The 14,146-nt window shown below is 71.8% G+C and carries 10 protein-coding genes; 4 read left to right on the top strand and 6 right to left on the bottom strand.

Features of this window, described 5'->3' with window-relative positions:
* Positions 1 to 201 precede the first annotated feature (201 nt).
* Positions 202 to 1,359, bottom strand: a complete 1,158-nt coding sequence (locus IZR01_RS41195; protein WP_323747245.1) for an alanine racemase — start codon at positions 1,357 to 1,359, stop codon at positions 202 to 204.
* Positions 1,352 to 2,914 (bottom strand): N-acyl-D-amino-acid deacylase family protein, encoded by a 1,563-nt coding sequence (locus IZR01_RS41200; RefSeq protein WP_194927005.1) that lies wholly within the window; start codon positions 2,912 to 2,914, stop codon positions 1,352 to 1,354. The genes IZR01_RS41195 and IZR01_RS41200 overlap by 8 nt, the downstream gene beginning before the upstream one ends.
* A gap of 91 nt (positions 2,915 to 3,005) precedes the next feature.
* Between IZR01_RS41200 and IZR01_RS41205 the strand changes: the two genes are divergently transcribed.
* Together IZR01_RS41205 and IZR01_RS41210 are read left to right on the top strand one after the other, a co-directional pair.
* On the top strand, positions 3,006 to 4,517 hold the full coding sequence (locus tag IZR01_RS41205) for a M81 family metallopeptidase (protein WP_194927006.1): 1,512 nt from the start codon (positions 3,006 to 3,008) through the stop codon (positions 4,515 to 4,517).
* A 1-nt stretch (position 4,518) separates the two neighbouring features.
* Positions 4,519 to 5,235, top strand: a complete 717-nt coding sequence (locus IZR01_RS41210; RefSeq protein WP_194898152.1) for an SDR family NAD(P)-dependent oxidoreductase — start codon at positions 4,519 to 4,521, stop codon at positions 5,233 to 5,235.
* On the opposite strand, the gene IZR01_RS41215 is transcribed toward IZR01_RS41210, so the two are convergent.
* Genes IZR01_RS41215 through IZR01_RS41230 form a run of 4 tightly spaced genes read right to left on the bottom strand, consistent with a single transcriptional unit; the run spans position 5,222 to position 10,806 of the window.
* Positions 5,222 to 5,998, bottom strand: coding sequence for a transglutaminase domain-containing protein (locus IZR01_RS41215; protein WP_194927007.1), 777 nt, complete (start codon positions 5,996 to 5,998; stop codon positions 5,222 to 5,224). The two genes, IZR01_RS41210 and IZR01_RS41215, sit on opposite strands and share 14 nt — an antisense overlap.
* Positions 5,989 to 7,347, bottom strand: a complete 1,359-nt coding sequence (locus IZR01_RS41220; RefSeq protein ID WP_194898154.1) for a hypothetical protein — start codon at positions 7,345 to 7,347, stop codon at positions 5,989 to 5,991. Before IZR01_RS41220 ends, IZR01_RS41215 begins: the two co-directional genes overlap by 10 nt.
* Positions 7,348 to 7,366: 19 nt before the next feature.
* Positions 7,367 to 9,196 carry a right-handed parallel beta-helix repeat-containing protein gene (locus IZR01_RS41225; protein WP_194927008.1) on the bottom strand — a complete coding sequence of 610 codons (1,830 nt, stop codon included), beginning with the start codon at positions 9,194 to 9,196 and terminating at the stop codon, positions 7,367 to 7,369.
* Between the two features lie 44 nt (positions 9,197 to 9,240).
* Entirely contained in the window at positions 9,241 to 10,806 is a 1,566-nt protein-coding gene (locus IZR01_RS41230) for an Ig-like domain-containing protein (protein WP_194927009.1), read from the bottom strand.
* 241 nt (positions 10,807 to 11,047) lie between these two features.
* Here IZR01_RS41230 and IZR01_RS41235 point away from each other — a divergent pair, with 241 nt between their 5' ends.
* Together IZR01_RS41235 and IZR01_RS53800 are read left to right on the top strand one after the other, a co-directional pair.
* Complete coding sequence (locus IZR01_RS41235) at positions 11,048 to 12,283, top strand: DegT/DnrJ/EryC1/StrS family aminotransferase (RefSeq protein WP_194927010.1); 1,236 nt, start codon at positions 11,048 to 11,050, stop codon at positions 12,281 to 12,283.
* A complete protein-coding gene (locus IZR01_RS53800) occupies positions 12,280 to 13,416 on the top strand; it encodes an enolase C-terminal domain-like protein (protein ID WP_194927011.1) in 1,137 nt (378 codons plus the stop codon). The genes IZR01_RS41235 and IZR01_RS53800 overlap by 4 nt, the downstream gene beginning before the upstream one ends.
* Positions 13,417 to 14,146 lie beyond the last annotated feature (730 nt).

Consider the following 14,146-nt stretch of genomic DNA (forward strand, 5'->3'; position numbering starts at 1 on the left):
ACCATAACCGAAGGCCGTAAAATGCATTTAAAGCCCACAGTCCAACCGCAACCCGCCCCGCAAACCCCAGCCCCAAAAAAAGATCCGAACCCAGTCTCGGCTTCACTCACGAGGCATGCCTGTCGAAAGGCACTGACACTCGCCCCGCTGTTCAGTTGTGCTGCGACCGTGCTGCCGTCCCCGCTGCCGTCCCCGCTGCCGTCAGAACAGCGTCGGCGCGTCCTCGACGACCGAGTACCCCTCGTCGACGATCAGGACACTGCGCCACTTGTCGAAGGTCGTGCAGGGGTGCGACACCGACAGACCTACCGCGTCGCCGACCGCCAGTGGGTGGTCGGCGGGGAGTCGGAGGATGAGGTGTTGGTCGTTGAGGGCCGTCACCTCGAGGTCTCCGGGATCCGGGGTGGCGGTGGTGTTGCCGTGGCGGCGGAGGTGCCGTACCGAGGGGAGTCCGGCGTCGTGGGAGACGTCGCGGCGGCCGATTCCGACTACGGCCAGCTCCGGTTCGGGGCGGGAGAGCACCGTGCCCCAGACCTCCAGTGCCTCGCGGAGGCGGTATGGGCCGGTCGCGTGGCTGCCGAAGGGGGACAGCCGGTCGTAGTAGCCGCCGTCGTGGGTGACGTAGCAGCCGCTGCGCAGGACCAAGCGGGGGGCGAGGTCGGGGAGGGCTTGGACGGCTCGGTCGAAGTGGACGCTGCCGCCGAGGGTCACGATGCCGTCGATCCGCCCCGCGAGCCCAGCCAGGCGTTCCAGCAGTGCGTCGAGGCGGGGTCCGGGGTCGAGGATGCCCTCGAACGCCGCGATGCCGCCGAGCGCAAGGGGTCCGGCCTCGACCCGGCGGGCCAGTTCGAGGGCGGCGGTGTCGTCCCGCAGGCCGGTGCGGCCGGCGGGGACGCCGATCTCCACCAGGACCCTGAGTCCGGGGAAGGCCACTGATTCCAGGGCTTCCAGTGAGGCTGTCGAGTCGGCGTAGCAGTAGACCTCGCGGTCGCGCAGTACGTGCAGCTGCCGTAGGGAACCGGGATCCACGACCTGGTTGGCGATGAGGATTCGGGGTGCGTCCAGGACCAGTGCCTGGCGCGGGTCGGCCACGGTGACGGCCCACGCGCCGGCCTGAAGTTGGCGGGCGACGATCGCCGGGCACATCGTGGTCTTGGCGTGCGGGGCGAGGCGGACGCCTTGGGCACGACAGTAGGCTGCCATGGTCGCGATGTTGTGTTCCAGCGCGTCGCGCAAGACGACTGCCCGCGGTAGGGCGATTGTCCCGTCGAACAGACCGTCAGCCACATTCAGACCATCAGCCACATTCGGGCCGTCAGCCACATTCGGGCCGTCAGCCACCTCCAGACCCTCAGCCACGGCGCAGCACCCTTCCCGGACGCTCCGCGCCCACTCTCCCGTCCCGCGCCACGACCCGGCCCGAGACGACCGTCAGCGCCACCCCGGCCGGCGCCTGGCGGGGCTCGGTGAAGGTGGCGCGGTCGGCGACGGTCGCCGGATCGAAGGCGACCAGGTCGGCGACCGCCCCGGCGCGGATCCGGCCGCGGTCGGCCAGCCCCAGGCGGTCGGCCGGGGCGCTGGTCATCCGGCGGACGGCGTCGGCGAGGGCCAGGTCCCCGTGCTCGCGCACGTACCGTCCCAGCACCCTGGGAAAGGTGCCGAACGACCGCGGGTGCGGCTTTCCCCGGCCCGCGATCGGGACCGCGTTGCCGTCCGAGCCGACCATGGCGAGCGGGTGGGACAGGAAGGCCCGGACGTCCTCCTCCCGCCGGTAGTGCAGCACCGCCTGGACGGACCCGCCGTCCGGGGCCGCGCACAGGTCCAGCACCACTTCCTCCGGGGGCCGCCCCCACAGATCGGCGATCTGGCCCAGGGTCCGCCCGACGAGCGCCGGATCGGCGGCGTCGGAGATGGTGACGCGGTCCCAGTGCCAGGGAATGCCGCCGTACCAGCCCTCGGCGATGGCGGCGAGCGCCCGGCGCCGGTCGGCTCCGGCGGGGTCCTTCTGGACCCATTCGGGCAGGTACTGGATCAGTGCCGAGGACGAGGCGTCGTAGGGGTAGACGTCGAAGCCGGCGTCCAGCCCGGAGGCCGTGGCCGCCTCGAACCGGCGCAGCGCGTCGGCGTGGCGGCCCCAGTTGGCGGGCTCGTTCAGCGCCAGGTGCGAGTACTGGAGCCGGACGCCGGTCCGGCCCGCCGCGCCGAGTGCTTCCTCGACGGCCGCGAACTCGCCGCCCGCGACGGCTCTGGCGTGGGTGGCGTAGAGCGCGCCGTGCCGGGCGCAGACGGCGGCCAGCGCCTCGATCTCCGCCGCCGGGGCGTAGGACGAGGGTGTGTGGGTCAGGCCGGTGGACATGCCGTGGGCGCCGGCGGCGAGCGCCTCGTCCAGCAGCCGGGCCATGGCGGCGACGTCCTGCGGGGTCGCCGGACCGTAGGGGTCGTCCATCGCGGCGATCCGTAGCGCCCCGTGGCCGACCAGCGTGGCGACGTTGAGGGCGAGCGGGCCCAGGGCCGCGCCGTAGTCGTCGAGCCCGGTCCAGCCGATCTCGGCCGGCGCGTCTCCGAGCCGGCCGAGGTGGGCGGTCAGGTTTGCGACGTGCTCGGGGCCGGGGCCGACCGGGAACGCTGAGAAGCCGCAGTTGCCCAGGACCTCGGTGGTCACGCCCTGGAGGACCTTGCTCTCCCCGGCCGAGTCGTGCAGCAGGCTGATATCGGAGTGGGTGTGGATGTCGATGAAGCCCGGGGCCAGGACCAGACCGGTCAGGTCGATGGTGTGGGTGGCGGCCGACACAGCATCGGCGCTGATCCGAACCTCACTGATCCGGTCCCCGACGATCGCGATGTCCCGCCGGACCGCGGCGGCCCCGGTACCGTCCAGGACCAGCGCTCCGCTCAGCAGCAGATCGGCGTGCACCGCGAACCCCTCGCCTCGGCCCTTGTGGATTCCGATCAGCGTAACTAGGTTTGCGGATCAGGGCAACGAAAATGGAACGCGAGGTTCATTAATGCGGATCGGCATCGGCGGCATCTGGCACGAGACGAACTCCTTCGTCCCGGAGCCGACCGGGCTGGCGCAGTTCCGCGCCTACCAGTACTTCGCGGGCGCCGAGCTGGTCGACGCGCTCCGCGGCACCGGGACCGAGCTGGGCGGCGCGCTGGAGGCGGTCCCCCGCGCGGTCCCGCTGTTCTTCGGCGCGGCGCTGCCCTCCGGGCCGGTCCGCCGGGACGCGTTCGAGGCGATGCTGCGCGACCTGGCGGTCCGCACCCGGGCCGCGCTGCCGCTGGACGGCCTGGTGCTCAGTCTGCACGGGGCGATGATGGCCGACGGGCACCCCGATCCCGAGGCCGAGATCGTCGGCACCCTGCGGGCGATCGTCGGCCCGGTGCCGATCGCCGTCACCCTGGACTACCACGCGAACCCGGGCCCGGCCCTGGCCGAGGCCGCGGACTTCCTGGTCGGCTACCGCACCTATCCGCACTCCGACATGGCCGAGCGCGGCGCCGAGGCCGCCGAGTTGGTGCTCCGCAACCCGCCGGTCGCCCACAGCCTGCTCCGGCTGCCGCTGCTCACCCCGCCCGCCACCCAGGAGCACCAGGCCGAGCCGATGCGCTCGATCCTGGCCGCCGCCGACCGGCTGCGCGCCGAGCCGGGGGTCTGGGCGGTCAGCGCGCTTCCCGGCTTCGCCTACGCCGACTGCGACCGGCTCGGCTTCGCGGTCTACGTGGCCGCCGAAGCCCGGGCGGCCGAACGGGCCCGCGCCCTGGCCGCCGAGGTCTGGTCCCGTCGCGCCGCGTTCACCGCCGAGCTGACCGACCCCGACGACGCCGTCCGCGAGGCGCTGCGCGAGAGGTCGAAGGGACCAGGCTCGGGCGCGGACTCGCGCTCGGGCCCGGTGGTCCTGGTGGACGTGGCCGACAACGTCGGCGGCGGCGCGCCCGGCGACGGCACGGCGGTCCTGCACGCGTTGGCCCGGCAAGGCGCGACCGACGCGGTCGCGGTGCTGTGGGACCCCGCTGCCGTCGCGGCCGCCCACGCCTCGCCCGGAGAACGGCTGGAGCTGCGGATCGGCGGCCACAGCGCCGACCTCATGGGCCCGCCGATCACGGTCCGCGGCCGGGTCGACCGACGCGGGCCGGTGACCTATGCCAGGACCGGTGCGTATATGCGCGGTCAGCAGGTGGACATGGGGCGGGTGGCCGTGGTCGAGACCGGGTTCGGCAAGGCGGTGCTCACCGAGAACCGGGTCGCACCCTTCGACGACGACCACCTGCGGGCCGTCGGCATCGTCCCCGAGGAGGCCGCCTTCCTGGTGGCGAAGGGCGCGATCGCCTGGAAGTCCGGCTTCGGCGGCTACGCCCGCAAGGCCGTGTACGTCGGCACCCCCGGCTACTGCCCCGCGGATCTCGCGCGGCTCCCCTACCGCTCACGGCCCGCGCCGATGCACCCGCTGGAGAGCGTCGGCCGCGACGACCTCCCTTTCCCACTCTCCCTGCCCCTCGTCGAGGACGGACACTGACATGCGGATCCTGATCACCGGCGCGCGCCGTGGCATCGGCGCGGCCATCGCCCTCGGGCTGGCGGCGGAGGACTTGGTCCTGCACCACCTGGGAGCGGCGCGGGAGTGCGAGGCCATCGCCGCCGGCTGCCGGAACGCCGAGGTGATCGAGGCCGACCTCGCCGACCCGGACCGGGTGCTGGCGCTGGCCGCCCAGGCCGGTCCGGTGGACGTCGTGGTGAACAACGCCGCGTTCGCGTCCTACACCGCGTGGGACGCGGTCGCGCTCCAGGAGTGGAACACCGCGTTCGCGGTGAACGTGACCGCTCCGATGCTGCTGGCCCAGGCGCTCGCGCCGGGGATGCGGGACCGGGGCTGGGGACGCATCGTCAACATCACCTCGGCGACCGTGCGGATGGGCGGCCCGTCGGGACCGGCCTACGTCGCGGCCAAGGCCGCGCTCACCGGCCTGACCGGTTCCCTCGCGCGGAGCCTGGGCCCGCACGGCATCACGGTGAACGCGGTCTCCCCCGGCGCCATTCACACCGAGAGCGAGACCGAGGGCCTGGGCGGGCGGACCCAGGAGCAGCTGGACACGGACGTCCTGGCCCGCCAGGCGATCCAGCGCCGCCTGGCGCCGGACGATCTCCTCGGGTGCGTCAGGTTCCTGATCTCCGACGGCGCGTCGGCGGTGACCGGTCAGGTCATCGAGGTCGGCGGCGGTCTCATCGCGCTGTAGTCCCTCGGCGGGTGACGCCGTCGATGAGGTAGTGGGTGAAGCCGAGGTAGGCCAACAGGTCGCCCCCGGCCTCCACGCTCGGCCGGTCGGCGAATCCCCAGCCGGGCTCGTCCTCGACCCACGGCCGGCAGTGCTCGTAGTACTCGGCGAGCGGCTCCCGATAGGCCTGATGCGCCAGGGCGCGGCTGGCACCGGAGAGTTCGCGCGCCTCGGCCAGCCGCCCGTCGGGCAGTTCCACCGAGACGTCGAAGGTCGGGTCGAAGAAGGCCCAGCGGCCGTCGAGGTCGAGTTCGACCGCGGTGTGTCCGCACCGGAGATTGTCGTGGTAGACGAAGCACAGCCGACCGGCGATCCCGCCGACCTCGCACAGGGAAATCAGTACTCTGGCCTGCTCGTTGCACCAGCCGGCGCCGGAGGCGACGATGTCCTCCTCGGACAGGGCCCGGTCCGGCGGCACGCGCTCGTCAACGTGGTGCGGATGGACGACGTGCACGTTGACCCACCGCATCGCGGCCTGGGCCCGTTCCCGCGCCGTGCCGCCGCCGAGCCTCGCCGCGATCGCCTCCAGGACGGGACGCGAGTCGGGCTCATACTTCAACGTTTGACGCTGTGGATGCGGCGGATACAGCGCACCGTCCGTCTCGGGGCAGTACCGCAGCTGGCACTGCGCCTGGATCCGGTCGACGCCGCCGACCCCGACCGCGGCGATCGCCGCGTCCAGACCGCCGGGGAAACCCCGTGCGATGTAGTCGCTCAGCAGCATGGCCCACCACTCCCCGGCCGCGGTGCGCGCGCGGCCATCGCCGAGGGCTGCTCGCCCTGGGTCGGATCGGCGTCGAGCAGATCACCGATCGCCCTGATCACGATAGCCTCCGCCGCCGGCGCGACCCGGGACGGCGGCCCGGTCTCGTAGCCGCCCTGGCTGTAGGAATGCGTCGTGCCGATGTAGCCGGGGCCGTAGTCGCCGTACGCGGCGAGCGCGACGAACAGGTCGGGGCGCAGCGCCTTGGCGAACAGCTGGTACTCCACGAACAACTCCCCCGGCAGGTGCAGCACCCGCGCCGGCCCGAGCCGCAGGCAACCCACGTCGATCGTGCTCCCGGCCGCGCAGCGCCGACTCCACGCCAGATCACGCGCGGCGGTGAAGTCGGGCCGCTGCTCGAAGGCCGCCTGCGCGCCCCCGTCGGCCAGATGCGGCGCCAGCGGCAGCGCGATCGACCGCGTCTGCCAGTCGAGGTCCGCGTCAGCGGCGGGCAGTCGGTTCGCGGCCGAAGCCTCCAGCGCCGCGGCCAGGCCGTCGGCCAACCGCCCGGCCAACACCGGGCGGTTGGCCGGGCTCCCGTCGTTGTACTTGCCGGCGGTGATGTTGCCCGCGGCCCCGCAGAAGTGGACGAACACCGCCCGCGGGTGCGCCGCCTGCACGCGGTCGCGGGCCATCCCGACGAAGTCGTGGGTGACGAGGCGTTCGCTGTAGTGGCTCTGCGGATGGGTCGCGTAGTAGGTCAGCGCCGCGAGCAGCACCTCGCCGTGCCACAGGCTGATCACCTGGGCGTCCGGATCGATGAGGCCTTCGGGGGCGGCGCGCACGTGCGGCTCGGCGGTACTGCTGTAGCGCACGTGCGCGACCATGCCGTCCGCGCCGAGCACCCGCCGCGTCGAGGCCACTCGATGCACGCGCGCCGCACCGGTCCCGATGTGGGTGACCTCGGCCGGGCTGCCGAGTGCCGCCCGCACCGCGGCCCGCACGCGCAGCAGCGCCGCGTCCACGAACTCGGTGTCGTGACCGCGGCCCGGCAGGCCGTGCGCGGCCATGATGGCCTCGGCGCCGGGGTCCGAGCCGGGCGCGTCGTGCTGGTGCAGCGCGTGCACCGCCACCCGGTCCGGGGTGGTCCCGGCCGCCTCGGCGACCGCGGCCCGCCAGGCGTCGTGCCCCTCGCCGGCCACCCCGGCCCAGTCCAGCGCGCACAGCACCAGCGGCGGACCGGAGCCGAGCAGGATCACGCCCCGGCAGGTCAGCGCGTCCGTGACCGCCACCGCCGGGGGGACCAGCCCCAGACACAGCGGGCTTCCCGGCGGTGGCGTCACATCGGCCACGAAGGTTGCGACCTGCATGAGGGTGCTGCACTCCTTCTCAGGTGATCGAAGTCGTCGCGGCGGCGGGCGAGCCCACCGTGTAGGACGAGTCCGGCTGGATCGTGACGCTCACGGTCCGGGTGTCGGTACCGGTGTCGGGTCGGCGCGTGCCGAACGACACGGTGACCGAGGACTGCCCGGCCGGGATCACCGCGGCTCCCGGCAGCCCGTCGAAGTCGTACCGCTGCACGGCCGTCCCGCCGACCGTGTAGCTCACCGGCAGCGGCGCGCTGACATCGGCGCTCGCCCTGGTGAACGTGAGCTGGATCGGCGCTCCGGCCGCGACCGTCGCCGGGGACGCGGCCATCGAGACGGTCGCGGCGGGCAGCGCGGGCATGTGCGTGATGGCGAAGCGGATGTTGCGCGGGCTCGAACCCAGGTCGGTCGAGACGCCGCTGGGGTCGACGACCGTCAGCGTGCCGCTCAGGTTCGCGACCGTGGAGTGCGTCGTGGTGTCGTCGAGGGCCCGCATGAACGGCGGCGCCTGGTCGGTGACCATCAGGAAGTTCGAGAACACCACGCCGCCGTACTCGCTGACCGGAGCGGCACCGCTGAATCCGTCCGCCTGCAAGGTGAACGGCTTGTACGTGCCGGCCGCGTTGCCGAGGTCCAGGCTCGCGGTGTCGGTCAGCTTGAGCTTGGTACCGGTCGGTGGCTGCGCCCCGCCGTTGGGGTCGACGCCGCCGGACCAGCTGTGGGCGACCAGGATGCTCCCGGAGTTCGGCGCGGTGCGGATCAGGGAGTTGCTGAGCGTCACGGAGCCGCCGGGGTCCTTGCCCTCGTCGCCGGGACCGGCGTAGGCGAAGCTCTGCGAGGGCGGGTCCTGCCCGGCGGCCGCCTGCTGCGGGCCGAGCAGGAGGCGGTCCAGCGTGATGCCGATCGGGCTGCTGGTCGGCGCGCCGGTGAGCCAGGCGGACTGGACCAGCACCCCGTAGTCGACGTTGCCGCCCATGTAGCAGTCGGTGACCGTGATGTTGGCCAGCCGGTTGTAGATCGGCTGGTCGTAGATCGAGGGCGGGGGCAGAGCGGGAAGCGGCTTGTCCGGCTCGAAGTCGATGCCCGCCGACGGCCCGGTGCCGTTGGTGTTGGTGAACGCGCTGCCCGACACCGTCAGGCCGTCGCAGGAGATGACGCTCATGCCGTTGCGCCGGTTGTTGTCGCAGTGCACGTTGACGACCGTGACGTTGCCGCAGTAGCCGTTCACGGCGTAGTTGCCGTTCGTCGGGGTGACGCAGATCCCGTCGCCGCCGGAGTCCCGCAGGGTGAGCCCCTCGATCCAGATGTCGCCGGCGCTCACCATTTTGACGACGTGCCGCTGCTCCCCGGTCGTGTACTCGCTCTTGTTCATCGCCAGCGTCGCCCCGTAGCCGCTCAGGGTGACTCCGACGATCCCGAAGCCCCGGTTCGCCGTCGTCGGCCGCGCGGCGTTCCCGCCGTCGATGGTGAGCAGGCACTGGGCGTCGGGGTACGACCCCGGCCGGGCCTGCACCGTCACGCCGGGCTGGAACAGGACCGTGAGTTTGAGGGCGCCGTTGCTGATCGGCGTGTGGTTGATGAACAGCGGATCAGTGACCCAGTTCTGGCCCACGTTGGGGATGACGACGGTCGCCGCGGTGCCGCCGGAAGCCGCCGCGGCGTCCAGCGCGGCCTGGATTCCGCTGGTCGCGTCGGAGGGGGTGAAGACCGCCGTGAAGGTCGGGCCGCCGTCGGCGGAGGCCCGGCCACCGGTCAGGACCGGGAAGCCCGCGGCGACGACGGCCGCCGCGGACAGTTGCAGAAAGCTTCGTCGCTTCGGGCCGGGTCCGCGGTCCTGGGAGTGTGCCGACATCGGATCGTCCTCCGTTTCGTCTCGGGTTCGTCTCAGGGTTCGTCTCAGGCGGCTTGGATGATGATCGGGTTCGAGGTCACGTGTCCGCCCGCGGCCAGGAACGCGCGGGCCAGCAGGGTGTGCGGGCCGGGCTCGGCGTAGACGGCGGCGATGTTCGGCGGCGTCGTGGAGTAGTCGATCCGCTGGCCGTTGTGGTAGAACTCCACGCGCTCGACCGATGCGGGGTCGGAGGCGACGGCGGTGACGACGACCGCGCTGCCCGCCGCCACCTGGGCTCCGTTGGCCGGTCCGCTCAGCACCAGCGAAGGCGACGTCGTGAAGGTCGCCGCGGTGTCGCGGTGGTCGGGGTAGCTCAGGTACTTCGACATGTCGTAGCCCAGCGCCTCGCCCTGCTGGAGCTTGGCCTGTACGGCGCGGACGCCGTCCGCGGCGCCGGCGAACGCGGTGCCGGACCACCAGCTCATCTTCTCGCTGTAGAGCCACACGTACTCGCTGCTCTTGAGCGCGGCGTGGTAGAGGTTGTGCTCGTACCACTGTTGGAAATCGCTCGGTGCGTAGGTCTTGTAGCAGCCGTAGATGGCGGCGATGTTCGGCGTCGCGTGGCCGAGCGTGAGGTCGAGGTAGACCGTGGAGGCCAGCACGTTCTCCGCCCACTTACACCGGTTCTCCGGCGACACCGCGAACCAGCCGCCGCGCTGGTACTGGGCGTCGTAGACCCACAGCGTGCTCTCGTCGAACCAGTAGTCGGTCTCGCTGCCGTCGTGGATCGTCGCCTGGGGGCCGCGCGCGTCGAGCATCCCGTCCACGAAGGACAGGAACAGCGCGTACGGGTTGCTGGACAACTGGCCGCCGAGGAACGCCTGGTACTGCGGGGTCAGGTACCGGAGCAGCACGGACATGTGCAGAATCAGCACCTTGATGTCCGGCCGGGCCGCCTGGAGCGCGGACATGAACTGCCCGCCCCGCATGCGGACCTGGGCCTGCGCCTGCTCGAAGGTGTTGTTGGGAAAGAGCGTGGCGTTGTACTGCCACGCGACATTGCCCGCCGAGTTCTCCGGGTCCAGGAAGACACCGACCGCGCCGGAGGCCTGAACGGCCTGGCCCAGCAGCCCCAGGTTGGACTGGATCGTCGTCCACTGCGTGTCGTCGAACCAGTTCATCGGAGTCGCCGGCGGCCGACCGGCGGTGAGGACCAGGAAGTTGTCGGTGAAGGTCTGCCAGCCGATCGCCGAGAGCACGTCGAGCTGGATACCGGCGGCGGTCAGCGGGGTGGGGTCGAGCGGGTTGACCAGCTTGGTCGCCCCGGTACCGCCGGACAGCGCCGGGTTCTCGTAGAGGTTGAAGGCGACGCCGTCCAGCGGCATCTGCTCCATCGCCTGGATGTGGTCGCGCAGGTAGACCGGGCCGGGCACGTCCCAGCCGTACTCCACGAACTTGCGGCGCGCGGTGCCCGGCGTGCCCGCGCCACCGGCGAGGGGCTCCGGCGCCGGTCGCGGCCCCGGCTTCGCGGGCGCCGCGGCGGCTTCGGCGCGCCCGGCGCCGAGCAGCACCGCGCCGGGCGCAGCGGCCCCGCCGATCTTGATGAACGCCCGTCTGTTCAGACCGCTCACGGTGGCCTCCGGCTCAGGATGGAGAGTGTTTCAGTGAATGAAAACGGGTTTTCATGGTGGCGTGGAAGTGAAGATAGAAGCCCGCGGACGGGGTGTCAACAGCCAGCCCGTCGCCACTCCAGCACAAAATTGAAATGTATGTTGCATTCAGTGAATCACCTCGGTCATACTCCCTGACATCGGATCCACCGACCCGCGTCGCCGATCCGTACCGCATCGTCAATCTCCAGGAGCCGACCCGATGCCGCTCGCCCTCCACGGCGGAACCCCCGTCCGCACCGATCCCCTGCCCACCTCCCTGGACTCCTCCGGGCGCATCCTCGGCCGGGCCGAGCAGGAGGCGGTCGAACGCGTCATCGCCTCCGGCGTCCTGTGGCGGGTCACCGGCACCGAGGTCGCGGCGCTGGAAGCGGAGTTCGCCGCCTTCCTCGGCACCGCGCACGCCGTGGCCAGCACCTCCGGCACCTCGGCGCTACACCTGGCGGTGGCGGCGGTGAACCCGGAGCCCGGCGAGGAGATCATCGTCCCGCCGGTCACCGACTTCGGGACCGTGATCGCGGTCCTGGCCTGCAACGCCGTCCCGGTCTTCGCCGACGTCGACCCGGTGACCGGCTGCCTGACCCCGCAGAGCGTCGCGGCGAAGATCACCAGCCGGACCCGCGCGGTGATCGCCGTGCACCTGTTCGGCGGCCCCGCCCCGATCAGCGAACTGGTGGAACTGTGCCGACCACAGGGGATCACCGTCATCGAGGACTGCGCCCAGGCCTACCTGACAGTCCCGCACGGCGGCACCGGTTACGCCGGCACCCGCGGTGACATCGGCTGCTTCAGCCTTCAGCAGACCAAGCACATCACCGCCGGAGACGGCGGCCTCACCGTCACCGACGATCCGGAGCTGGCACGCCGGATGCGGCTGTTCGCGGACAAGGGCTGGCCGCGCGACACCGGCGAGCGCACCCACCTGTTCCTCGGCCTCAACTACCGAATGACCGAACTGGTCGGCGCGGTGGCCCGGGTCCAGCTCACCCGGCTCGAACAGATCGTGACGGCGCGCCGCGCAGTGGCGGCACGACTGACCAAAGAGCTCGACAGCCTCACCGGACTCCGACTTCCCTCGCCGGAGGAGATCAGCCGGCACTCGTTCTGGCTGTACCCGATCCTGCTCGACCCCGAGCTCGTCGGCACGGACAACGCGGACTTCGGCGCCGCCCTGCTCGCCGAGGGCATCCCGGCCTCCGCGGGCTACCTCGACCGCCCCGTCTACCTCACCCCAGCCATGGCCGAGCGGCGCACGTACGGCACCTCGGGATTCCCGATCGACGGCCAGCGCTACGCCAAGGGCGACTGCCCGGTCGCCGAGGACATGATCGAGCGCACGCTCGTCGTCCTACAGTGCAACGAGCGCTACTCCGATCAGGACGTGGACGACATCATCACCGCGGTCCGCCGGGTCCACGCACACTTCGCGGTCCGGTGAAGCCGACCGACGTCCGGATCGTCGCCGCGGTCCCGAGCTTCCGGCCGGTGCCGTTCGCCGTACCGCTGACCCTCAGCTCGGGCCCCATCACCGGACTCACCGAAGCAACGGTCACCGTGTCAGTGGAGGCACGGAACGGCCGCACCGCGAACGGCGTCGGCAGCGTCCTCCTCTCCCACCCCTGGGCCGGCGGCACCGACGACGCCATGCGCGCCACCGTCCGCAGCCTGGCCGCCACACTCCCCGCCTTCGGCACCGCCGACCCACTCCAGCACGGTGCGAGACTGCTCGACCTGGTAGCCCGCTCCGCCGGACCACGCCTAGCCGCCGAAGTGGCAGCGGGCCCGGTCGACCAGGCCGTCCACGACGCCTGGGCCAGAGCCGCCGGCCTCAGCGCCTACCGCATGTACACCGAGCAATACCTGAACGCCGACCTCGGCTCCTACCTCGGCCCAGACTTCGCCGGCGACTGGCCGGACAACCAGCTCTCTGCGACACCCGCGACAACACTGCCGGTCCAGCACGTCCTGGGCGTGGCCGAACCGGCCGCCGACGCCGCCGGCCGACGCTGGATAAAACTGAAGCTGACCGGCCGGGTCGACGCCGACATCGAGCGAGTACGCGCGGTCAGCGCCCACGGAGCACGCCTCGCGCTCGACCCGAACGAGGCCTACACCGACCCCGCAGACCTGGCCCGCCTACTCCACTCGGTACACGCCGAGTACGTCGAGCAGCCGGTACCGCGCGGCGCACCCGGCCCCGGCACCGCCGGCCCCCTCCCGGTCCTGGCCGACGAAGGACTGCCGGACCCGCGCGAGCTGGACACCTTGACCGGCTGGGACGGCATCGTGGTGAAGACCTGCCGCGGCCAGAGCTCGGCCCTACTCGCCTACTGCTGGGCCAGGAAGCGTCAGCGGTTCGTGGTGCAGCAGGACCTCACCCACGTGGGTCCGGCGCTCGCCCACGCGGCCGTGTTCGCCGCGCACTGCTCCTACTCAGTACCCGCATTCGAGTGCAACAGCCTGCAATACGCCCCGGCGGGGAACGCCGAACTCGCCGTCGAGCGGCCCGGACTGGTCACCGAACGGGACGGCCGCGTCGAGGTGTCGGCGTCGGGCGTCGGCATCCGCTAGTTTCGCTTTCCGGCAGCGGCCGATATCCGCCGCCGACAGCCTGACCGCTCGCCGTCGAGCGGCCCGGACTGGTCACCGAACGGGACGGCCGCGTCGAGGTGTCGGCGTCGGGCGTCGGCATCCGCTAGTTTCGCTTTCCGGCAGCGGCCGATATCCGCCGCCGACAGCCCGACCGATGCCGCCTTGTACGAAACCGAGGTTCCGTTCTTCTCGTCGCGTCGGCGGGCGAAGCCAACCTGGCCGGGCTGGTGGTGTCAAGCCGGACGAAACCGGACCACAGCGGCAGCGATCCGGCTTTACACCACCAGACCGGCCTGGTTCCGTTAGGCGACGACGTGACGAGAAGAACGGACCGCGACCCAAAGCAGCAAGGCGCGCCGACAATGTCCCCCCACTTCTCGGAGCGAGGCCGCTCGCCGCGCAGGCGCCGCCGGAGGCCCTGCTTTTGATCTGCCGCATCCACTACACCCAACCGCCAGCCGCCTATGCGACGTCGGTGGCACCCAGTGGTAGCGGACGCCTGCCTTCCGGGGTGGAAACCGCCCCCGCCCCAGGTACCGCCGCCATCTCGCGCACTAATACCATCTCGCGTACCAATACTACGGGTACTGATTCAGCTGACCCGCCCGGCCAGCGCACACCCCACAACCGATCGTGCAGCGCGGGAACGAACTGCAACGCGGCTCCGACAACATGGTCCGCCACGCCGCTGGCCGAGACCGGATCGCCC

Origin of the sequence: Catenulispora pinisilvae (assembly GCF_015356865.1) — a bacterium.
Lineage (GTDB): Bacteria > Actinomycetota > Actinomycetes > Streptomycetales > Catenulisporaceae > Catenulispora > Catenulispora pinisilvae.

Coding starts and splice junctions, on each gene's coding strand:
- IZR01_RS41235 (WP_194927010.1), top strand. CDS start 11,048: ATGCCGCTCGCCCTCCACGGCGGAACCCCCGTCCGCACCGATCCCCTG.
- IZR01_RS41215 (WP_194927007.1), bottom strand. CDS start 5,998: ATGCTGCTGAGCGACTACATCGCACGGGGTTTCCCCGGCGGTCTGGAC.
- IZR01_RS41205 (WP_194927006.1), top strand. CDS start 3,006: ATGCGGATCGGCATCGGCGGCATCTGGCACGAGACGAACTCCTTCGTC.
- IZR01_RS41210 (WP_194898152.1), top strand. CDS start 4,519: ATGCGGATCCTGATCACCGGCGCGCGCCGTGGCATCGGCGCGGCCATC.
- IZR01_RS41220 (WP_194898154.1), bottom strand. CDS start 7,347: ATGCAGGTCGCAACCTTCGTGGCCGATGTGACGCCACCGCCGGGAAGC.
- IZR01_RS41225 (WP_194927008.1), bottom strand. CDS start 9,196: ATGTCGGCACACTCCCAGGACCGCGGACCCGGCCCGAAGCGACGAAGC.